Annotated in this window: 13 protein-coding genes and 1 pseudogene; 3 read left to right on the forward strand and 11 right to left on the reverse strand. The window is 40.5% G+C overall.

Translation table 11 applies throughout. The features are described 5' to 3' along the window. Positions 1 to 130: 130 nt before the first annotated feature. From DWY31_RS08165 to DWY31_RS08190, 5 genes are all read right to left on the reverse strand, one after another. Complete coding sequence (locus tag DWY31_RS08165; protein WP_118519979.1) at positions 131 to 1,642, reverse strand: fibronectin type III domain-containing protein; 1,512 nt, start codon at positions 1,640 to 1,642, stop codon at positions 131 to 133. Between the two features lie 167 nt (positions 1,643 to 1,809). Next, positions 1,810 to 4,923 (reverse strand): CotH kinase family protein, encoded by a 3,114-nt coding sequence (locus tag DWY31_RS08170; protein WP_158575497.1) that lies wholly within the window; start codon positions 4,921 to 4,923, stop codon positions 1,810 to 1,812. Positions 4,924 to 5,105: 182 nt separating this feature from the next. Next, positions 5,106 to 6,593: a DUF6273 domain-containing protein gene (locus DWY31_RS08175; RefSeq protein WP_118519981.1), complete on the reverse strand. Its 1,488-nt coding sequence runs from the start codon at positions 6,591 to 6,593 to the stop codon at positions 5,106 to 5,108. A gap of 95 nt (positions 6,594 to 6,688) precedes the next feature. Continuing rightward, on the reverse strand, positions 6,689 to 8,023 hold the full coding sequence (locus DWY31_RS08180) for a DUF6273 domain-containing protein (protein ID WP_158575498.1): 1,335 nt from the start codon (positions 8,021 to 8,023) through the stop codon (positions 6,689 to 6,691). 213 nt (positions 8,024 to 8,236) lie between these two features. Then, positions 8,237 to 9,664 (reverse strand): DUF6273 domain-containing protein, encoded by a 1,428-nt coding sequence (locus tag DWY31_RS08190; protein ID WP_118519984.1) that lies wholly within the window; start codon positions 9,662 to 9,664, stop codon positions 8,237 to 8,239. 188 nt (positions 9,665 to 9,852) lie between these two features. Between DWY31_RS08190 and DWY31_RS14510 the strand changes: the two are divergent. Continuing rightward, a pseudogene (locus tag DWY31_RS14510) lies at positions 9,853 to 9,993 on the forward strand (MerR family transcriptional regulator); the annotation flags it as partial. A 44-nt stretch (positions 9,994 to 10,037) separates the two neighbouring features. Next, positions 10,038 to 10,775 carry an ion transporter gene (locus tag DWY31_RS08200; RefSeq protein ID WP_243060491.1) on the forward strand — a complete coding sequence of 246 codons (738 nt, stop codon included), beginning with the start codon at positions 10,038 to 10,040 and terminating at the stop codon, positions 10,773 to 10,775. Between the two features lie 133 nt (positions 10,776 to 10,908). On the opposite strand, the gene DWY31_RS08205 is transcribed toward DWY31_RS08200, so the two are convergent. Further along, the gene (locus DWY31_RS08205) at positions 10,909 to 12,855 is read right to left on the reverse strand and encodes a sigma-54-dependent Fis family transcriptional regulator (RefSeq protein WP_158575499.1); all 1,947 of its coding nucleotides are present in this window, start codon (positions 12,853 to 12,855) and stop codon (positions 10,909 to 10,911) included. Positions 12,856 to 13,029: 174 nt separating this feature from the next. Between DWY31_RS08205 and DWY31_RS08210 the strand changes: the two genes are divergently transcribed. Then, positions 13,030 to 14,955: an oxidoreductase gene (locus DWY31_RS08210; RefSeq protein ID WP_118519988.1), complete on the forward strand. Its 1,926-nt coding sequence runs from the start codon at positions 13,030 to 13,032 to the stop codon at positions 14,953 to 14,955. A gap of 137 nt (positions 14,956 to 15,092) precedes the next feature. Here the strand turns inward: DWY31_RS08210 and DWY31_RS08215 are convergent, their stop codons facing one another. From DWY31_RS08215 to DWY31_RS08235, 5 genes are all read right to left on the reverse strand, one after another. Further along, positions 15,093 to 16,511 (reverse strand): glycoside hydrolase family 32 protein, encoded by a 1,419-nt coding sequence (locus DWY31_RS08215; RefSeq protein WP_118519990.1) that lies wholly within the window; start codon positions 16,509 to 16,511, stop codon positions 15,093 to 15,095. A gap of 71 nt (positions 16,512 to 16,582) precedes the next feature. Further along, positions 16,583 to 18,562 carry a PTS beta-glucoside transporter subunit IIBCA gene (locus DWY31_RS08220; RefSeq protein WP_118519992.1) on the reverse strand — a complete coding sequence of 660 codons (1,980 nt, stop codon included), beginning with the start codon at positions 18,560 to 18,562 and terminating at the stop codon, positions 16,583 to 16,585. Positions 18,563 to 18,753: 191 nt separating this feature from the next. Then, positions 18,754 to 19,743: a LacI family DNA-binding transcriptional regulator gene (locus tag DWY31_RS08225; protein WP_117537069.1), complete on the reverse strand. Its 990-nt coding sequence runs from the start codon at positions 19,741 to 19,743 to the stop codon at positions 18,754 to 18,756. Between the two features lie 62 nt (positions 19,744 to 19,805). Further along, complete coding sequence (rbr, locus tag DWY31_RS08230) at positions 19,806 to 20,345, reverse strand: rubrerythrin (protein ID WP_021860063.1); 540 nt, start codon at positions 20,343 to 20,345, stop codon at positions 19,806 to 19,808. A gap of 105 nt (positions 20,346 to 20,450) precedes the next feature. After that, a complete protein-coding gene (locus tag DWY31_RS08235; RefSeq protein ID WP_118519994.1) occupies positions 20,451 to 21,377 on the reverse strand; it encodes a GTP-binding protein in 927 nt (308 codons plus the stop codon). Positions 21,378 to 21,381 lie beyond the last annotated feature (4 nt).

Consider the following 21,381-nt stretch of genomic DNA (forward strand, 5'->3'; position numbering starts at 1 on the left):
CATAAATGCTGCCTCACAATGATATGTTCCCAGTTTTCTGAATATATCATAACGAGACAGCATTTTTTATGATAATGCTCTAAGCAGAAAGTTATCCACAACCACCGGCATCACTCTTTCAATATTCCACCTATTTCACAACCGCTTTCTTAATTTTTGACCATGCAGAATAGTATTTTGCATTTCCGGCTTTTTTATATGTACGGATACGCACATAATATTTCTTCTTTGATTTCAGATTACCAAGTGATGCGCTTGTTGTCTTGTTCTTTGAAATCGTTTTCGTCTTGATGCTCTTCTTAAACTTCGCATCCGTTGTATACTGGATCTGATAACCGGTCGTCTCCTTCGTCTGCTTTGCCCATTTTACAGTCAGCTTTTTCTTTGCTGCATTTAAAGATTTCACAGATGTTCCTTTTGGAATGATCGTAAATGTTTTTGTAAAACTTCCGCTGTATGGTTTCCTGAACGTAATCTTCACCTTGTAGTTTCCGACTTTCTTACATCCGGATGGATAAGATACGCTATAATAAGAATTTGCAATCTTCTTACCGTTCTTATCTTTTGCAATTACAGATGGTTTCTTTACTTTTCCATCATAAGTATAGGATGCTTTTGCAAGACTGACTTTTCCAACTTTTTTCTCTGTCTCCGGAAGTTTCTCCCATTTTGCATACAATGTGAGATTCCGGTACATGTTCTTATCTTCGATCAGACCGTCCCGCTCAAACTCGGACTCCTCATCGTTCCGGGCAGACCATGCTCTCCAATATATGTATTTATAATTATTTCCGCTTCCATCTTTCTTAGAATTCCATCCGATAAATTTATATCCTGCTCTTTCAGGAATATATGGAAAGATTGCCATACTTGTTCCGCTGTCGGCGCCGCCAAGGTAATTACATTTCTTTACTTTCTCCCCATCGAGAGTTCCGCCATTGGCGTCGAAATTAAGTATATAGGATTCCTCATCCAGCGGTTCTGTACTCTTATATAAAGCAGTAATATTAACGGCATCCGAATCCTTAAATACCGATTTGTCTACAGAAGAAATCACTTCTCCATTATAGTCCCAGCCGACAAAATTACATCCTTTTCTCTCCGGTTGAAATTCTGACAGATCAAGCGTACTGAACTGATCAGCGTCATAAGTAAGTCGCAGTTTCTTTTTTCCTTGTAACGTACCTGCAAAACCATCCAGTGTAATATAATAGGTTCCGGTGTCTTTAAGCTCCTGATCTGAGAACTTCGCCACAAGCGTATATCCGTTCTCATATTCTTCACCACTAATGTCCCTTGACTCCGTAAACTTATCTATACTTAAATTTTTTACAAGCTCCGATCCGTCACTTTCTCTCCAGCCTTCAAAGACGTTCTTTCCGTTAAATGCTGTAATTCCTTTTGTAAGCTCCGTGATGTCTACGGTCGTTTCTCCCGGATCAATATTAAACCGGATGATTTTTCCGTGTTCTCCGTCAATATCTGCATCCCAGTCGTCATCCCACGGAACTGACAAAACCAGTGAATATTTCCCATTTTCACTAATCTCCATGGCGTTTGCTTTTATACTGAAAAAGCAAATTGCCAGCAGACTGACCGCAAACATTGTAAACACATATCCTACTTTCTTTCTCACATTCATAGTATGCCTCCTTTCGTGTCGTTTCCCTGTTGCTGTAAATAAAATGTATAAAAAGAAGATGTCGGGATGTTCCGTGCCTTACACTTTCACACCACCGACATCTTATCTATATGCATAGTATCATATAAATAGACTATCTACAACGTAGTTTCCATCTTAGTCACATTTTATTTCACAACAGTCACATTTTTCGCTCCTGCTTTTTTCAGGCGCTTCTGATAGGTTTTCTGATCTGCTTTTTTCGCTTTCAGCTTCATTTTGGAATCCGTTTTGGCAAATGCCTGTTTCCCGAATTTCGCTTTTCCGGCTTTAAACTGTACAGTTTTCAGATTCTTACAACCATAAAAAGCTTTATCTCCAACCCGCTTCACATTTGCACCAAATACAACGGATTTCAGTTTTTTGTTGGATTTAAATGCTTTTGATGCTACTGCTGTAACTGTGTATTTTTTCTTTGCGATCTTGATTGCTGACGGAATCTTAAGGCTTGTTTTCTTCGCATTTGAAATTCCGATTGCTTTCACAGTTCCGCCTTTTACAGTAACGCTGCTGACTTTGTATGCGATTCCTCCGGATACCACTTTCATTCCCGGCTTCACCTGTTTCTGAGTAGCAGTTCCAACCTTCACTTTACAAACCCGGATAACCGTTCCGCTCTCCTGTATAGTAGAAACAACTGTAATCTGTGCCTCACCGTCCCTAACACCTTTTACGATACATTTATTTCCAAATGTTTCCAGCTCTACTGCCGGATCGTCACAATAATATTCTACGTCAAAGCTCTCTGTAATATCATCCGGATATGGAATTGCATTTAATACCGTATATCCACCTTTTTTCATTTTCACATCCGTTTTGTTCAAATCAAATCCGTTACAATATATCTCATCATCAACCGGCTCTATAATATGTACTTTACAGCTTGCTTTTACTTTACCGTTTTTTGTAGATGCTGTAACTACCGTATCTCCAACACCAAGAATCTGTATCTCGCCATCCCCGGAAATCTTACCGACTTTTGAATTAGAGCACTTCCATACAAGCTCCTCGTTCTCACCGCTTCCTCCGATTACATAATATGGAATAGATAATGTATCTGTCTCATCATCTAAATAATCTGAATCTGTCTGGAAATACGTTTGTGTGATCTTATCATAGCCAAGTATAATCTTAGAGACTGGTTTTATTCTATCAGCACGTGTCCATTTAGCTGTGATTGTCATATCATCGTAAATTTCCATTTTCTTATCTACGCGGTACGTCTCTCCGTCGTCGTTTGCGTACCAGCCACTGAAAACATAGCCTTTCTTTGTTCCCGTTTTAGGAAACTCAGCACTGTCTCCATCTGCTACATTCTGTATGGAAAGAACTTTTTTACCATCCATGAATTTTACCTGGTGGTATTTTGTCTGTAAGGTATTTATATTTTCATTCACCCATTTGATACGCGCCTGAATCCAGCCTTTAAGCTGATCCACACTCTGCTGGAAAGTTTTATCTTTTTCGTCTACATCATAGTTGCCGCCATACTGATAAGCATTATATTTCATAGAATTGCGGATTTTTTCTGCATACTGATCGATCTGACCGCCGTCTTTGCTGGCTTCTTCCATCACTTTTCGGATCTCTGTCCAACGCGCGATCATTTTATCAGCAAAATCTTTATCCCTAAATAACCGTCCAAACCAGACATTCTCCTTCATTGCCCAGCCTTCGCAGTTATATTCATTGTATTCATTATTGCCCCACGCTACATAATCGAAATCCCAGAGCGGTCCCCAGAATAATTTGCCATTCCGTGGTTTGTATAAATAAGTACTTGTGCTGCCAAACGCATCACCGTTCATACTGAATTCCTGCATCCAGTAATAATCAATCGCTGCATCGACATCCATATATTCTGCGTAAGATTTTCCGTCCTTTTTGAAATCTTTTCCATATATCGCATCTTCTGTATCCTGCACATATTTAGAAATATAATTATACTGCGCTTCATTTTCATAATCTTCGAAAGAAGGTCTTTCGATCAGATAATCTGTGCCTTGTTTTGTATGAATGATCTTTCCATCTTCATCTTTGTATGGAGACATTGAAAGCAGATATCCGCCTGTGATCGTCGGCTCATCTGTTGCAGCTTTGGATTCGTCATCTGCCTCCAGATCATCGATATCTACACGGGAGTTTCCAACGCGTACCTGTTCAGAGAGCAGATAACTTCCATAATATTGTCCATTCATGACAACATCAACATATACACACTCCGGTGTGTAAGCCATGCCAAGTTTTTTACCCATCCAGTATGTAATCTTATTACGGATATGGCTCGGATCATAATAATCAGCTAACAGAACCCAGTGCTTGTTTTTACCCATATTAAACAGATTTGCTTTTTTATCCAGCTTGATCTTGTATGGATTCTTCCCGGTGCCCCATGTGGAATTTCCACGTCCGCGGATATATTCCATTGAATAGGTTTCAGTCTTCAGATTGTTCGTCTTTCCTTTATCGTTGGCATATTCGCAGGTGTATCCATTCGGGATCTCCACCTTCATATCACCGTAGCACTCTGTATCATGCTGCTGGTCACCATTCATCGAATCAATGCTTCCTTTTGTCTCATCGATATTAAAATATATGGTCGGGACCGTACTTTTCGTAAATGTAATCGCACGCAGTGCCATTCCGGTTGTTGTTTCATTTTCACCCGGAACAATCTTAAACGATACTTTATGCTTTCCGGTAATTTTCTGCTCGGATACACTTGTTGTCTCGATTTTGGTGTACCATTTTTTTGCACGTTTCTGCTCTGCAGGTTTTACTTCTGCAAATGGAGTTGTGTTGTCATCCAGATAAAATTCCAGTTTTGCTTTTGTTCCTTTTACTGACAATGCATCAACATCCACTCTTCCGATCGTTCCGCCGGAGAAATCAAATTCATCCGCAAATGTAAATGTGTTGTCTGCCACATCCGTCGAATTGCCGGACACAAGGAGTCCTTCTGCTGCCCTGCTGTACGCGGCTTTTACCTGTTCCGGATTAGACAAAGTAATCTTCTGTTCATTGTAAAGACCTGAAATATTCTGTATGTCAAATGCGTCTTTCGATTCTGTATCCGCATCAGACACTGTACCATCTGCCGCATCATTACCCGCGTTACTTTCTATGCCTTTTTCATTCTGTCCTGCCTGTGCTGCCACCGGAAGCTCCGTCATAGTCGCGCACAATGCTGCTGCCATTGTTGCTGCCATAAGCCTCTTCACGAATGCGTTGCTCTTTTTCATCGCTTCTCCTCCTCGCTCTTTGTTCGGGATTGTATTTTCATTTACGAACTTAGAATACTGCATCAAAAAAGCGAAAACAATACACCTCAAAGTATCTTAAGAAAGCATTCAAGAAATCTTAAGAAAAGCGGACATTCTGCTGAAATGTCCGCCTTATTATTTCTGTTATTTTTTAACAATCATTATTTGATTGTAACGCTCTTTCCTACTACTGATTTCTTGAAAATCTTCTTATAAGATTTCACCATCTTCTTATTCTGTTCTTTTGTTCCGACTTTTACATAAACTGTTTTTACTTTAGAGCTTTTCATACAGTCTTTGATCTGAGATTTCTTTAAGCTCTTTGTCTTCAGAACAACTTTTGTTGCTTTTGATCCTGCGAATGCATTTTTCTTCAGTGTTTTAACATTTTTTCCGACGGTTACTTTAGCGATTTTTGCGCCTTTCAGAGATTTTGCTTCAACTTGTGTAACTTTAAATGTTTTACCTGCAATTTTAATTGTAGAAGAAATGGTATAACTCTTTATATTCTTTGCTTTTACAACAGAAACTGTCTTTGCCTTTGGTGAAAGCACTTTGTATACAGAACCGGCAATTGTATATTTTGCGCCTGCTACAATCTTCTTCTCCGGCTTTGGTTCTGGCTTTGGTTCCGGTTTTGCCGGTAATTTTTCGATTGGAACATTCTTCACCTGTGTCTGGAACTTATCATTTGTAAATGTTGCTGTATAAGCAGTATTTCCTTCTTCCTGCTCTGTTGCTTCCTTTGTCACTTCTGAAGTAACTGTTCCTTTTTCATTAATTCTGTTGCCGCAGTTTTCACAAATTGTATATGCTTCACAGGAACTGTTGTCTTCTGACCAGATGTACTCCGGTTCACCATATTTATGTCCGGTATCTTCAACATTAATGCTCCATGTTGTTACGTCTTCATTGTCAGATTTTGATATGCAGATATCTTTTGTCAGATCCATATAAAATGCAGGGCGAGCCCATTTTGTATTGTCCATGATATTCGCATTGCCAAGTGTTCCACTTTCACTGACAGATCCGACACGGTTTACCATCTTTGCTGTTGAGCGTGTCCACCATGCATTGGCATATTTTTCTCCTGGAAAATATGCCATTCTTGCAGCATTATCTTTGAAATATTCTGCATTATCTGCTTCTTCTGCTGATAAAAAGAATACTTTGTTAGCTTTAGATTCTCCTTCTTTATAAGCTCCATCTTTATATGCCACATCAGAAATATCTGTTTCCTTTACCAAATCGGATTCTTTTAAAACATTTTTGTAAAAATTTTCACACCATGTTTTCACATTACTGGAATCCCACTTATTTCCTTTCCCCATCTGATTAAAGATCAAAGTATCTGATCCCTCTTTATCTTTCCACAGATATTCTGAAAGAAGGTATGCCTTGTCGGCAGCTCCATCCCCGTCTGTATCTGCTGTATCCAGTACAATCCAGCTTGGAGTTCCTACATAACTATCATCAGCAACTCCCATAGATACGTGATCGCCTTTCTTTATCTCCGCACTAGGTGCCGCTGCCTGAACTTCTTGTGCACCTGCCATACCCAGAACAGATCCCCCAAGAACAGTTGTTGTGAGCATTGCAAGTGAAAGTGTGTGCGCAATGCCCTTCTTTGTAACAATTTTTCTTTTCATGTTTTCTTTCTCCTCTCTTGGAAAATTGTTTATATCTAACACAGACTATCCTACTGTGCTTGATATTCCCCATTACTGTAAAATGTTATGTATTTCTATACAATCTTTACTTTACGACCAATTACAGATTTCCGAAAAAATTTTTTATATGATTTTAGAACTTTTTTATTCTGTGCTTTTGTTCCAACTTTTACATAAACCTTTTTTACTTTAGAGCCACTCATGCAACCTTTGATCTGAGATTTCTTTAAGTTCTTTGTCTTCAGAACAACCTTTATTACCTTGGATCCCGCAAATGCATTTTTCTTCAATGTCTTAACATTCTTGCCAACTGTTACGTTATCAATTTTTGCTGCTTTCAGAGAGTTTGCTTCAACCTGTACGACTTTAAATATTTTACTTTCAATTTTGACAGTTGAAGAAATTATATAGCTCTTTACATTCTTTGCTTTTACGACAGAAACTGTCTTTGCTTTTGGCGAAAGCACTTTGTATACAGAACCTGCTACCGTATATTTCGCTCCGGACACAATCTTCTTTTCCGGTTTTGATGTCGGTTTTTCTGGTTGTTTTGCAAGCGGAATATGCTTCACCTGTGTCTGGAATATTTTGTTTGTAAATGTTGCGGTTAAGGAACATACACCTTCTGTTTTCTCCGTTGCTTTCTTTATAATCTCTGACACGCCAACTACATTTTCTGTTATTTCTTTTCCACAGATAACGCAACTCGTCACTGCGGTACATGTTTTTTGATCATCTGACCAATAATACTCCGGCTCTGCATAGCTGTGCGGATCTTCTGCACCATCTATAAACCAGATCTGCCTCCCTTTGTTTTCTGTTCCGGTTATAGATTTGATCGAAGATAAGTCCGCCCAGAATGCCGGTCTTGCTGCACTTATCTCATACACAAAATTCTTTCCCAGATCTCCATAGCTGAAAACCCGTCCCGCACACACATTACTGTTTTCACGCGGTGAACGGAGCCACCAGCTCTCTGCCTTTCCTGCATTTTTCCCGTCATGCAGGTATGCAATTCGCTGATTTTTCTCCGGCATATATTTTGCCACTTCTTCTGCCGATAAGAAAAATACTTTATCTTTATTTAACAAATTCTCCTGCTTTGAATATTGTATTGTCACAATATCCGGAGACTGAAAAAATGCGTCTGATTTTGTCGTTTCTTTTATTTTTAAGCCAGCGACGTCTGCCAACACGGCATTCTCAAAATCTGCACACCACTGTTTTGCTTCACTTTTCGTCCACAGATTTCCTTTTGTTTCATCTGTATTAAAATGAATCAGCTCTCCGGCTTCGGTTCCGTCCCCTTTCCAAAGATATTCAGATAACAAGAGCACACTACCGTCACTGTCTTTTTCAAGCACCCTCCAGCAAGGTAATCCCGTATAACCTTCCGCATTTTTCCCCATAAAAAGAAGATCCCCTGTTTTTATATCCGCTATCCTCTTCGCATTTACTGTTTCCGCATATACTGTTTGTGGTTTCCGGAAAATTAGACCACATATACAAATCAGCACGATCGATAGAAAAGTATATATCCACCTTCTTTGTATTTTCTTCATTTTCTTTCATTCCTTTCCCAAACTTTTGCTTTATACAACTTCTTCTCTCTAATCAATTTATTAAAAAAGTCTTACGCTTCGTCCAAGAACTGATTTCTTGAAGAATTTCTTATATGCTTTTAATATCTTTTTATTCTCTTTCTTTGTTCCGACTTTTACTTGTATTGTTTTTACTTTTGATGATTTCATGCAGTTTTTAATTGTTGATTTCTTCAGATTTTTTGTCTTTAAAATCACTTTTGTTACTTTTGATCTCGCGAATGCCTTTGGCTTTAAAACTTTTACATTTTTTCCAATTGTTACTTTAACAATTTTAGAATCTTTGAACGCTTTCGCTTTAATCTGCGTAACTTTAAATGTTTTTCCTTGAATCTTAACTGTAGAAGAAATGGTATAACTCTTTACATTCTTTGCTTTCACAATTGAAACCGTCTTTGCCTTTGGTGAAAGCACTTTGTATACAGACCCGGCAATTGTATATTTTGCTCCTGCTGTAATCTTCTTAGATTTTGTCTCTGTCTTTGATGGTAGTTTCTCAATGGAAATATTTTTCACCTGTGTCTGAAAACGTTCATCCGGAAATGTTGCTGTATATGCATCCATTCCATTTTCTTTCGCTGTTGGTTTCTTTTCACTTGTTACAAATACTGTTGCTTTCTCAACAATACTCTCTCCACAAATCTCACAACGAATCGTTCCTGTGCATCCCCGATTATCCTTCGACCATTCATATACCGGTGCACCATAAGTATGTCCCAGTTTATCTGCATCCGCTTTCCATACAGTTACACCGTCTTTTTCTGTTTTCACCGCACAAATATCTGATGGAAGCTGTAAATTGAATCCAGGTCTTGCTGCGATCAGATGCTCGATGGAATAATTATGAATTGATCCATCATTATCCACCACTCCAATATAATCATGATATTCACTACAGTCTGTTCCCGGGCAACGAAGCAGCCATTTGTAACCACTACTAAGATTCGCTCCGGTTCTGTATGCATCATACTCTTTAAACGATAAGAAAAATACTTTATCTTTATCTGTTTTCGTTCCGTCAATATTACTTACATCCAGCCATGCCGATCCGCTCTCTGTATCCGTTGTCCTTACGCCAATCACTCGATCCTTAACTGTAACCGGAAGCTTCCTGTAATACTCTGTACAATATTTCTGCGCACTGCTTCCTTCCCACGCGTTCGATTCTCCCTTCTCATCGAACATAATCCGATCGTAATATCCATTCAGCATTACAAATGTTCCACTTGTCCCGACATTCGTCTCCGTTGGATTTAAAACCACATAATCTTCTTTCCAATCGCCGGATTGCAATTCTAAGATATTTCCCTGTTTCATATCTTCTCCAAGAACTGCCGCATGTACGTCCCATGGCTTAGCCAATCCAGCCAGTGTTAAACATGCCGCCATACAAAATACCGATTTCTTAACAGATGCATGCCATTTTTTTTCTTTATTCTTTTTTTTCATACTTTTTCCCTTTCCCCAAACAAATATGTGTTATTAGTGTTTTCTATAAGTCCTCCTCATATATTAATTTTTTGTATATATTGTATATTATCTTGTTATATTCATTCTCATTTTTGTTTATTTTTATAATTGGATTATATCTGTCATATATATCATTGTCAATACGATAACAACTCTATATTGCCAAATCCGGTATCCGGAAATTTTCCGATGCGGAAATGGAAGCGTTGCATGTTATTGAATGTTTGAAAAAATCAGGATTACAGATCAAAGAGATCAAACAATTTATGCAATGGTGCACGGAAGGTCCTTCCACTTACGGAAAACGTAATCTTGCACACGGAATCGAAAAGTAAAATCATGAGGAATCATTATGAAGAAAAAGATATTTAACATTATTCAGATTGGCGACAAGAGCAATCGTATCAGCCGGGCTTTTGATTTTTTTATTACGATTGTGATCATTTCCAATATTCTTGTAACTTTTTTAGAAACCTTTGAACAGTTGTCCTTTTTATCCGGCTTCTTTTGCGGCATGGAATATGTAACCATTTTTATTTTCTGCATTGAATACATTCTTCGTATCTGGACAGCTGATTATCTCTATCCGGGTATGACACCGGGGTGGGCGAGACTTAAATTCTTACGCTCCTTTGACGGGATCGTTGATCTGCTTACGATCGTTCCGGTATTCTTCCTCTCCGGATTTGTTATTTTCCGTATGCTACGGGTTGCAAGAATCTTTCATCTGTTCCGTCTTAATGCAAAATATGATTCTTTTAACGTGATCACGACCGTATTATATGTCAAAAGAAACCAGATCATTTCTTCCGTATTTATTGTGCTGATTCTCATGCTGGCAAGCAGCTTATGCATGTACAGCGTAGAGCATCCGGCACAGCCGGAAGTTTTCCGCAATGGCTTCAGCGGAATCTGGTGGAGCATGTCTACGCTGCTTACGGTCGGCTACGGAGACATCTATCCGGTTACAACGCTGGGGCGTATTATGGCAATCTGTATCGCTTACCTCGGCGTCGGTGTTGTCGCTATTCCGACCGGTATTATCAGCGCCGGTTTCGTCGAGCAATACCAGCGCAAAAGCAATAATTGAAGAAGCACATCAAATCACCGTTTTTTTAGTATTGCGCGATCATTTGTCTGTGCTTCCCCAGAAAATATGATATTAAAGTTAAATGATATTATTGTGATCCGTACGCAAGAGGAGGAGAGTTAACGCTCCTCCTTTACCATTCCCGATAATTTTTCGGATCAATGTTATATTTTGAACATTTTCGATAGAGTGTACTCAACGGCATATGGAGTACCGTTGCTACTGTTTTCATATGCCCGTGTTCCCGTTTCAGGCATTTGATGATCTCGCTACACTCCACTTTTTCAGGCGATATTATTTTCTGTACCTCTTCTTCCGGTCCTATATATTTCTGTGACAAATATCCGGTTACAATTTCATCCGGTAAATCTTTAAATTTCATTACATGGCCGGACGCCATATTTACCAAATGTTCTACCGTACTTTCCAATTCACGCACATTTCCCGGCCAATTATAATTCGTCATCACTTCTATACAGCGTTTTTCAATGTTTGTTACGTCTTTTCTTAGCATTTTACGATAACGATCTGTATAATATTGAATTAACGGCCGAATATCTGCCCGGCGTCGGCGCAGTGGCGGTACAATAATACTGATTACATTCAACTTATAATACAGATCACTGCGAAACTGATTAACGCTGACAAGATGAAGCAGATCTTTCTGACTGCATGCAATGATACGTACACTTAATTTTTTCCCATTCTCCATCATTCCTGTTCTTAAATAAGAGAGTATTTTTACCTGACATTCTATAGATAAATTTTCTATCTCATCTAAAAACAGTGTCCCTTTGTCTGCAAGTTCTATTTTCCCGATCTGACTGTTTTCATCATCTCCAAACAATTCTATCTCCATCATTTCTTTCGGGACGGAACCACAACGGACAGTAATAAACGGACTTTCTCGCCTCTCACCTCCGGTATGGATTGCCTGCGCCAGTAATTCCCTTCCAGTTCCCGCTTCCCCGGTAATCAGCACGCTGGATGACGATTTAGATGCCAGTTTTCCTAATTCTTTAACCTTTTTAATTTCTTCAGATTCCCCTACAATATCCCGGAAATAATACCGTGCCGTATATCCAACTTTCATACTGGCTTCTTTATTTGCCTCACCTACTGACGTAAATATCAGTAAAAACATGTCCTCCTGATTATTCTCTTTAATCGGAACGGCAAGCACCGAAAGAGCAATCTGCAAGCCATTTTTTAATATCAAAGTATATTGAAACTTCTGTTTTTCATGATGTTTTTCCAATTCTATGATTTCGTTAAAATCATTTAAAAAATACTCTTCAAATTCACGTCCGACCATATCCTGCCGAATTCTAAGTAACGCTTTCGCTTTATCATTTAAACGCAAAATATTGTGTTGTGAATTAAAAAGCATAAATCCCTGCGAAAAATTCTGTGCAATAATATCTGTAATAAAATTCGATTGTGTCAATCGCAATTCGTTCTCAATTGCATGAACCATCATCAGTCCTGCACTGGATACAAGCGGCTGATATTTATCCAATGGACCGGTAATGCAAATACATCCTACCTGCTTATTTCCCAGCGAATGAATCGGCAGACTAAAACAGGCAAGATTATGATAAATAGCCCGATAATGTTCATACCCCCGCAATAAAATCGGACTGTCCTCGTAAAGCGACAACGAGACAGAGCTTGTGCCGCAGACATCCTCTGCATAATTACTGCCATTGGCTACAGACGCATGTGTCATGATCTCCAGAAGATCTTTGTTATTAGCGGAAATATTTTTCAATTGTTTTCCTTCTGCATCCGTAAGCAATACATTCTGCGTTGTATTCTTGGCAATTTCATAAAATTGTATCATATAAGGAACAGCAATTTTAATCAAATCCTGTTTTTCTTTCGTCAGATTTTCTAATTCAACCTGATTCAATAATGGCGGATTTGTCTCAAATGGATTTGCTTTTGACTTTGACCGTTTCCAGGAATTTAAAACACGATCATCCAGTCCTTCCAGATGCTCCGGCATTTCTTCATACCCGGCAACATAACGATTCCAGTATTCTTTTATTAACTCATAATTATGCTCTTTATACTCCATTTCATCGCCTCCATTTTCCTCATCATAACACATTTTGAGAAAAAAATGAGAATTTTCTTTCCAAATTAGAATATATTGAGAAATCTTTGACATTTTTTTATCAGATGTTTATGATAAATGTAACTTAAATAAATCGATTTAACGCCGGCGATATTATTTAATGGAGGATTGAATATGGCAGATTATAGTAAATTATTAGAACCTGTAAAAGTTGGAAAACATATATGGAGAAACCGCATTGTAATGCCAGCCTGTGAAACTCGCCTAAGTAACCCTGATGGTTCCAGTTCCAGAGAAATGGCTGATTACTATGGTGAACGTGCCAAAGGCGGGGCTGCCGCCGTTATTGTAGAAAATACATTTGTCGATGACAAAGAAAGCCGCAGCTCTCTTGTATCCAGTGGTATTTATAATGACCACATGATTGCTTCACATTTCTATGTTGCGGAAGCAATCAAAGCCGGTGGGGCTGCCGCCATTTTACAGCTTTCTCATGGTGGACGCCAGGCCGCTGCCGGAGCTACCGGATTACAACCGGTCGCACCAAGTGCAGTCACTTGTAAGTTTGTTCAGCGCGAACCTCGTGCATTAAGTAAAGAAGAAATCGTTGAACTGGAAGATAAATTTGCTGCCGCTGCCGTAAGAGCAAAAATGGCAGGTTTTGATGGTGTAGAAATCCACGGTGCACATGGATACCTCATCTGTTCTTTCTTAAGTCCATATACCAATAAGAGAACAGACGAATATGGTGGAAGTGAAGAAAACAGAGCACGTTTTCCAAGAAATATTATTAAGAAAGTTCGTGCTGCTGTCGGCGATGACTTTATCGTTGGCTATCGTATTTCAGCAACCGAAGGTGTAGAAGGTGGCTTAACACCAGAGATAACTGCCCGTTTTGCTGCAAGTATCCAGGATGATGTAGATTATATTAACGTTGCAGCAGGTATTTACGAGACCATGCAGCAATATATCATCCCACCGAACTATGAGCCACATGCTATGGTTGTTCCATTTGCAAAGATCATCAAAGAACAGGTTACAAAGATTCCGGTTATCGTAGTAAATTCACTGAATCCGGATACTGCCGAAAAAGCTCTGGAAGACGGATGCGCAGATATCATCGCAATGGGAAGACCATTGATCGCAGATCCATATCTTCCACAGAAATTAAAAGAAGGACGACGGGAAGATGTCCGTCCATGCTGTCGTGGACACGAAGGCTGTGTATCCTTATTCTTCTCCGGATGTCCAATTCGCTGTGAAGTTAATCCGGCCTGTGGACGAGAGCGTGAATATGTTCTTAAGGAAACGGAAGATCCGAAAAATGTTGTAATCATCGGTGGCGGTGTTGCCGGAATGGAAGCTGCAAGATATGGTGCAGAAGTCGGACATAAAATCACACTGATTGAAAAAACAGATCAGTTGGGCGGACATTTTATCGAAGCTACCAGACCTTCCTTTAAAGAGGATCACAAAAACGTTCTGGAATGGCTCATCCGCCAGGTACAAAAGGCAGATATTAAAATAATGATGAATACCGAGGCTACACCGGAACTGGTTCGATCTTTACAGCCGGATGTTGTCATTCTTGCAACAGGCTCTAAATACGTTTCCATTCCTGTAAAAGGTATTGAAGCTGCTCTGACACCGGATAAAGTCTTAAAGAAAACAGCTTCCGTCGGAAACAAAATTGTAGTCATCGGAGGCGGACTTGTCGGTGCGGAAACTGCTCTGGAACTTGGAAATGAAGGAAAAGATGTAACGATTCTGGAAATGCTCCCGGGTATTGTTATGCAGGATGAACCATTAAGCCAGATTTCTCTTATGAATCACCTCGCTGCCGCAAATGTTACATGTATGACTTCCTGCAAAGTTGTGGAGATCAAAGACGGTAATGTCATTTACGAAGACGCCGGAGGAAAACAAAACAGTATTGCAGCAGACACCATTATTTCTGCAACCGGTCTGAAAGCCGATACAGATGCCTCTGCTCCGTTTGCTGATTGTGCAAAGAAAGTAGTAACAATTGGAGATGCCCGTCAGGCAAAGAAAATCTTTGAATGTTTCCATCAGGCATGGCAGGTTATTCGTGAACTTTAATTGCTTGACTATTTCTGAGCAAATGCTAACAACAGATAACTGAAAATATCCCAAAAGAAGCCACCGATAACTTTTCATCTGTTATCAGTGGCTCCTTTTCAACGCTGTCATCGTTGAAAGCTTTCGCCCTAGCGTCCTTATTTTATTTCTGCAAGACAGATGTCTGCTCCTTCTGCCTGTACATTAATGCTGTACTTCTCCGGGTAATATCTCGTTGAAAATACATATTCTCCGTCATTTACAAATACTTCTACGGAAGAGACATCCGCAATAACACGGATATTCGTCACTTCATCAGTTTCTACATACCGGCAGTCTCTTCCGGCAGAAACGCAAGTCTTTCTATTGTCTGTAAAACGCATCCTGAATCTGCCATCTGTATATTCCAGAAGCAATTCTTCAGCCAATGCAATACAGAACTGGTTGTTCTGGATTTTATCTATTTTCAGATCATATGCCTTGCAGGAATCTGCCTGCAGTTTATTTTCTGCAGTCTTTGTAATCACTTCTTTGTAATCCAGCTCTCTGATCGGTCTTTGACAGATTTTTCCATCTTTCACATAAATCTCTCTCGGCAGAGTAAAACAATGCTGCCATCCATCTGCGATTGTCAGGTTTGTATACGCTTCGCAGTCCGGCATTCCCATCCAGCTGATGTGAATCCGTCTTCCATCTTCTGTCTCAAAACTCTGCGGTGCGTAATAATCAAATCCATAATCCCAGAGTTTATATTCTCCAAGTTTATAAGATGATAAAATATCTCCCTCTACTTCAAAATATCCGGACTGATATACGTTACGTTCTTCCCAAATACCGCCTTCTAAGCCTTGTACAGAAGCAGACAGGATTTTCTTATCTCCAATCGTAAAATAATCCGGGCATTCCCACATATATCCAAATGGTTCCTTCGATTCAATTCTGCTCTTAAACTTCCAGTTTACTTTATCTTTAGATGTAAAAATGAGTATCTGCCCTACATCTTCTTTCGTACGCGCTCCCTGCACCATATAGTAAGTGTCCTGCTCTTTCCAGACTTTTGGATCACGCACATGACAGGTCAGATCATCCGGATAATCTGTATTTCTCATCAATTGCTTTTTATGTCCGAAATAGATTCCGTCCTCGCTTGATACAAGTACTGTATTTCCTTCTCTTCCGGTTCGGATATAGTCATACTCACCATCTTCCAGTTTCACATTACCTGTGTAATAGAGATACATTTTTCCGTCTTCCACAAGCGCACTTCCAGAATACACTCCATGACAGTCGAACGGCTGATCCGGATACAATGCAACTCCCTGATATTTCCAGTCCAACATATTGTCACTTATGTAATGTCCCCACATCTTCACGCCGCCTTCTGCGTCAAATGGCGAATACTGGAAAAATGCATGGTACACACCTTCAAACTGGCAGAGTCCGTTCGGATCATTGAGCCAGCCCACTGGCGGCATCAGGTGGAAATGTTCCCGGAATAAAAGCTTTTCTTCCTTTTCAGCTCCCTGTGTTTCTGCGATATCTGTTAATTTTATAAGATCTCTTGTTAATGCGTTCATCTACGTTTATCTCCATCTTATCTATGTCTGAATCTGATCGCTTTTATCTCTGATTGCGAATCATTCAATTATTATTTAACCAGTCTGCATACTTCATCTGTAGAAGTAACTTCTCCCGGTTCTGCTTTTTCAACTTCGCTGAAATCATCTGCATTCGCCAGGATCATCATTGTCGTTGCCGGATGGCCAGCTTCTTTCACAGCATCCAGATCAACTTCAACCAGCACGTCTCCTGCCTTTACCTGATCTCCGTCTGCAACCTTTTTCACAAAACCGGTTCCGTCCATCTTCACTGTGTCGATTCCAATATGAATCAGAAGTTCACCACCGGTTTTTGTTGTTAAGCACACAGCATGTCCGGTTTCAAAAATATTGGTGATCTCGCCGTCACACGGTGCTGTCACTTTCCCATCCTCCGGTTCTACTGCAATCGTTGTTCCGAGTAACTCTCCTGCAAAGGTTTCGTCTGCTACTTCAGAAAGTGGAACTACTCTTCCTTTTACCGGACTGTATAATACTTCTTCTGCAACTGAATCCACAGCATTTTCTGATGCTTCTGGGTTTGTTGTATTTTCTGTTGCCATCGTGTTTTCTGCTTTTGCTGTGTCCGCTGCTATGTCTGTATTTTCAATCGCTGTTGCTTCTATATTACCAGTTGTCTGTGTCTCCGCTTTCTTATCTGTATAGATCACAAATGAGATCACAAATGCCACACCGACAGAAATGATCATTTCTATCAGATACTGTAATGGCTGGTTGAGGCAAAGCAGGATTCCGAAAATACCGGTCACTCCTGTTCCTTTCGCGCCAAGATGTGCAAGTGATGCATATAAAGCGCCACATCCTCCACCGATACATCCTGCGATAAATGGTTTGAAAAATCTTAAGTTGACACCGAAAATCGCTGGTTCTGTAATTCCCATAAACGCACTAAGTGAAGATGGAAGTGCAAGAGATTTAATTTTCTTATCTTTGGATTTTACACCAACTGCAAGTGCTGCGGCACCCTGTGCAACGTTTGCTGCACTTGCAAGTGGAAGCCAGTAAGTTACGCCATATTTTGCAAGCTGTCCGATATCGATTGCGGTATACATCTGATGAATACCGGTAACAACTGTCGGTGCATACAGACTTCCCATGAGCAGACTTCCAAGTCCGAGAGGAAGTGTCAGCATCCACTGGATGAGTCCAAGGACTGCATTTTCTGCCCATACGAAAACCGGGCCTACAATAGAAAGTGTTAAATAACCGGTCACAAATACACTGACAAGCGGCGTCACAAAGAGGTCCAGTACCTCCGGAACTACTTTGTGCAGCTTCTTCTCCAGTACCGACAGGATCCAGACTGCGATAATAACCGGAATGACATGTCCCTGATAACCGACCATATCAATATGGAACAATCCACCAAATACACTCTGTGTCTGCTGCACTCCCTCTGTCGCCACTGTATATGCATTCTGCAGAGAAGGATGGATCATGATCATACCGATGACCGCTCCAAGATACTGATTGGCGCCAAATGCCTTCGCAGCCGAAAATGCAATCAGGATCTGCAGAAATGTATAAGCGATATTACTGAATAAATTAGCAAATACATAAATAGAACTGTGTGTATCAATATGCAGAAAGCCATTGCTGTTCATAAAATCAAGTGAGTTCATGATTCCCATAAGGAAACCACTCGCTACGATCGCAGGAATGATCGGTACGAAAATATCACCTAATAATTTAATCGCACGCATAAACCAGCTCTGCTTGTCTGTCGCTGCCTGTTTTGTTTCTTCTTTTGTGCTTGCAGTAATCCCGGCGATTTTGATAAATTCATCAAAAACTTTGTTCACGGTTCCCGTGCCGAGAATAATCTGAAGCTGTCCGGATGCCTCAAACACCCCCTTTACTCCTTCTACATTCTCCAGTGCTTCCTTGTTCGTCTTACTGTTATCGGCAATTACAAGCCGAAGTCTTGTTGCACAATGTGCGGCAGATGCAATATTCTTACTTCCGCCAACATGTTCTAAGATTTCTTTTGCCGTCTTATTGTAATCCATCTCTTGCTCTCCTTCCTCATTCATTCCTATAATGTGAAATCGTTTTCACATTTCATGGTTTTATGATAAGAAAAAAAATGCCATTTGTAAAGATGGCATTTTTACTGATATTTTTGATTCAATTTTGTACACTTCTACCTATAAAGCCTGTTTCTGGCAACCAGTCCTTCCTTAAAACCTGCCCCTGACAACTACTCCTTATCGTCCGGCAGCTCATCCAGACCGATCAGTCGGAATCCCAGTTTCATTTCCACGGATACATTTTCATCCTGTTCAATCCGGTCAAGCAACAGTTCCGCACCTCTTATGCCACTTGTCATATAGCCGAAATGCACCGTTGGAATTCCTCCTGTAACCGCTTTCAGCAACTGGTTATCACCAAACCCTGTCACAAGGATCTCTTTATCCGGGCAGACACTTTTCACTGCCTGGATCGCTCCTGCAGCAATCGTATCTGTCGCGCATGATATGATATCGATATCATGTTTTTCTTTTAATAATTTCACACTCTCCTCATATCCGGATTCCGTTGTAAATTTTGCCGTCCTCCGGTACACACTTTCAGGTTCCCTGCCTGCCGCTTTCATGCCTGCCATGAATCCGTCTTCTCTCGCAGCTCCGGCCGACTTATCTTCTCTCGTTACTCCGATGTATCCGATCCGTTCCCGGCTTCTTAACGCAACTGCATGCCCCATTGCCTTTCCGGCACCATAGTCGTCATGATAAATGCAGTTAGCATACTTCGTATACTGTCCGACTACAACAACCGGAACTCTTGCTTCTTTAAAAAAACGCCGGTGTTCTGCTGTGATCACTGTTCCTATAAGAATAATGCCATCCACCGGATAATTCTCGAATAAACGCATATAGGATACTTCTTTTGACGGCGTATTGTCTGTTCCTGCGAGGAGCATCTGGTAATTCCGTTCTGATAAAATCTTCTCAATTCCTGCCGTAGCACGGCTGATCGACTCCGAATTAATCTTCGGAACGACAACCCCCACAAGACTTGCTTTTTTCGTCCGCAGGATTCTCGCCTGCGCAGAAGGCTGATATCCCGTCTTTTCTATCACACTGCGTATCTGTTCTTTTTTCTCTTCACTGACATAGCCTCCGTTCAGATATCTGGATACGGCCGCACTTGATACGCCTGCCAGTTTTGCTATTTCTTTAATTGTCAACGGGATATCCTCCTTTTATCTCAGTAATTTTCTCTTGATTATTCTTTCTGCTTCATCGAATCTTAGTAATTTTCTGCATGTACTTCAAAATATGCCTGTGGATGTGCACATACCGGACAGACTTCCGGTGCCTTTTCGCCAACTACAATGTGTCCACAGTTGCGGCACTCCCATACTTTTACTTCGCTCTTCGCAAATACTTCCTGTGCTTCCACATTATGAAGCAGTGCACGGTAGCGCTCTTCATGTGCTTTCTCGATCGCTGCAACCATGCGGAATTTCTCAGCCAGCTCCGGAAATCCTTCTGCTTCTGCAGTCTTGGCAAATCCATCATACATATCTGTCCACTCGTAGTTTTCTCCTTCTGCAGCCGCTGCCAGGTTCTCTGCTGTATTTCCGATTCCTTCTAATTCTTTGAACCACATTTTTGCATGTTCTTTTTCGTTATCTGCTGTTTTTAAAAACAGGGAAGAAATCTGCTCAAAGCCTTCTTTCTTTGCTTTCGATGCGAAATATGTGTATTTATTTCTCGCCTGTGACTCACCTGAAAATGCTTCCATCAAGTTCTTTTCTGTCTGTGTTCCTGCATATTTGTTTCCCATTTTAAAAACCTCCGTCTCTTAAAATATTTGTCCGGAAATGCTGTTCCCTCATTTCCGATACTATCTATATTATACATCTTTTTCCAAAATATAAACAAAATTTCTTTACAACAAATATGTTTCGATCCTTCCTTTCTGAAGATTCTCACCGATCACAATAAGCACTTCCTGCCCTTCCGCGACATCCGCTGTCAGCATATGGTCTCTCGTTGCATTAATCTGTTTCCAACCGTCTTCTTTTGCAAATCCTTTGATGCGGAAGACATGTCCGCATGCCGGATCTGCCAAAATCTGTCTGGCAGCTTCACCCAGTTCCTGCACATTTTTATGAAGTTCCAGAAAATACAAAGACGTGAAATCTTCTTCTGTTGCATCCATCTTACGGTAACTTGCCTGTTTATATCCCACTGCCATGATTCGCTCAAAGTCCGCATCTGTCATACTGTCCGCTGTCTTTTCCAGTATCTCTTCTCCCTCCAGCACTCTCTTACACCCAATACCGGCAAGCGCATGGTTCAGATGTGCGATCGTATTTCTCTTATCTTCTTCATTCGCCAGATCTGTCTTGCTTAAAATGATACAGCCGGCACTGGAAACCTCCGACGCAAGCAGATAATCTGCTTCTGCTGATAAATGTTCCTCCAGAGTCGCATCTGCCACTGCAATAACACTTCCGATCTCATACCAACGGTCCAGGGGATCGTCCCGCAAAACATCAAAGAATTCATCTACATCATAGATGCCCGATGGTTCCACGATCACCCGGTCATATCCACACATTCCCATGGAAATTAACTTTGTGCGGAACCGTCTGCGGTGCGTCTCTTTATCGCAGCCACCGGAAACCATCTCCAGTTCACATTTTTCTCCCATCAGATCCTGAAGCAGCATCATATCAACGTTGACAGCTCCATAATCATTTTCCAGAATCCCGATATTCATCCCCTGTCCGATCAGATACTCTGCATATTTTTTTATAAATGTTGTCTTCCCGGAGCCTAAAAATCCGGTAATCAGATCTATTTTTACCATTCTA

Source organism: Dorea sp. AF24-7LB, from assembly GCF_003478575.1.
Lineage (GTDB): Bacteria > Bacillota > Clostridia > Lachnospirales > Lachnospiraceae > Dorea_D > Dorea_D hominis.

What these genes read in the sequence shown, in the direction of transcription:
- DWY31_RS08170 (WP_158575497.1), bottom strand. Translation starts at nt 4,923, where the DNA reads ATGAAAAAGAGCAACGCATTCGTGAAGAGGCTTATGGCAGCAACAATG.
- DWY31_RS08180 (WP_158575498.1), bottom strand. Translation starts at nt 8,023, where the DNA reads ATGGGGAAAAATGCGGAAGGTTATACGGGATTACCTTGCTGGAGGGTG.
- DWY31_RS08175 (WP_118519981.1), bottom strand. Translation starts at nt 6,593, where the DNA reads ATGAAAAGAAAAATTGTTACAAAGAAGGGCATTGCGCACACACTTTCA.
- DWY31_RS08215 (WP_118519990.1), bottom strand. Translation starts at nt 16,511, where the DNA reads ATGAACGCATTAACAAGAGATCTTATAAAATTAACAGATATCGCAGAA.
- DWY31_RS08190 (WP_118519984.1), bottom strand. Translation starts at nt 9,664, where the DNA reads ATGAAAAAAAAGAATAAAGAAAAAAAATGGCATGCATCTGTTAAGAAA.
- DWY31_RS08210 (WP_118519988.1), top strand. Translation starts at nt 13,030, where the DNA reads ATGGCAGATTATAGTAAATTATTAGAACCTGTAAAAGTTGGAAAACAT.
- DWY31_RS08205 (WP_158575499.1), bottom strand. Translation starts at nt 12,855, where the DNA reads ATGGAGTATAAAGAGCATAATTATGAGTTAATAAAAGAATACTGGAAT.
- DWY31_RS08200 (WP_243060491.1), top strand. Translation starts at nt 10,038, where the DNA reads ATGAAGAAAAAGATATTTAACATTATTCAGATTGGCGACAAGAGCAAT.
- rbr (WP_021860063.1), bottom strand. Translation starts at nt 20,345, where the DNA reads ATGGGAAACAAATATGCAGGAACACAGACAGAAAAGAACTTGATGGAA.
- DWY31_RS08165 (WP_118519979.1), bottom strand. Translation starts at nt 1,642, where the DNA reads ATGAATGTGAGAAAGAAAGTAGGATATGTGTTTACAATGTTTGCGGTC.
- DWY31_RS08220 (WP_118519992.1), bottom strand. Translation starts at nt 18,562, where the DNA reads ATGGATTACAATAAGACGGCAAAAGAAATCTTAGAACATGTTGGCGGA.
- DWY31_RS08235 (WP_118519994.1), bottom strand. Translation starts at nt 21,377, where the DNA reads ATGGTAAAAATAGATCTGATTACCGGATTTTTAGGCTCCGGGAAGACA.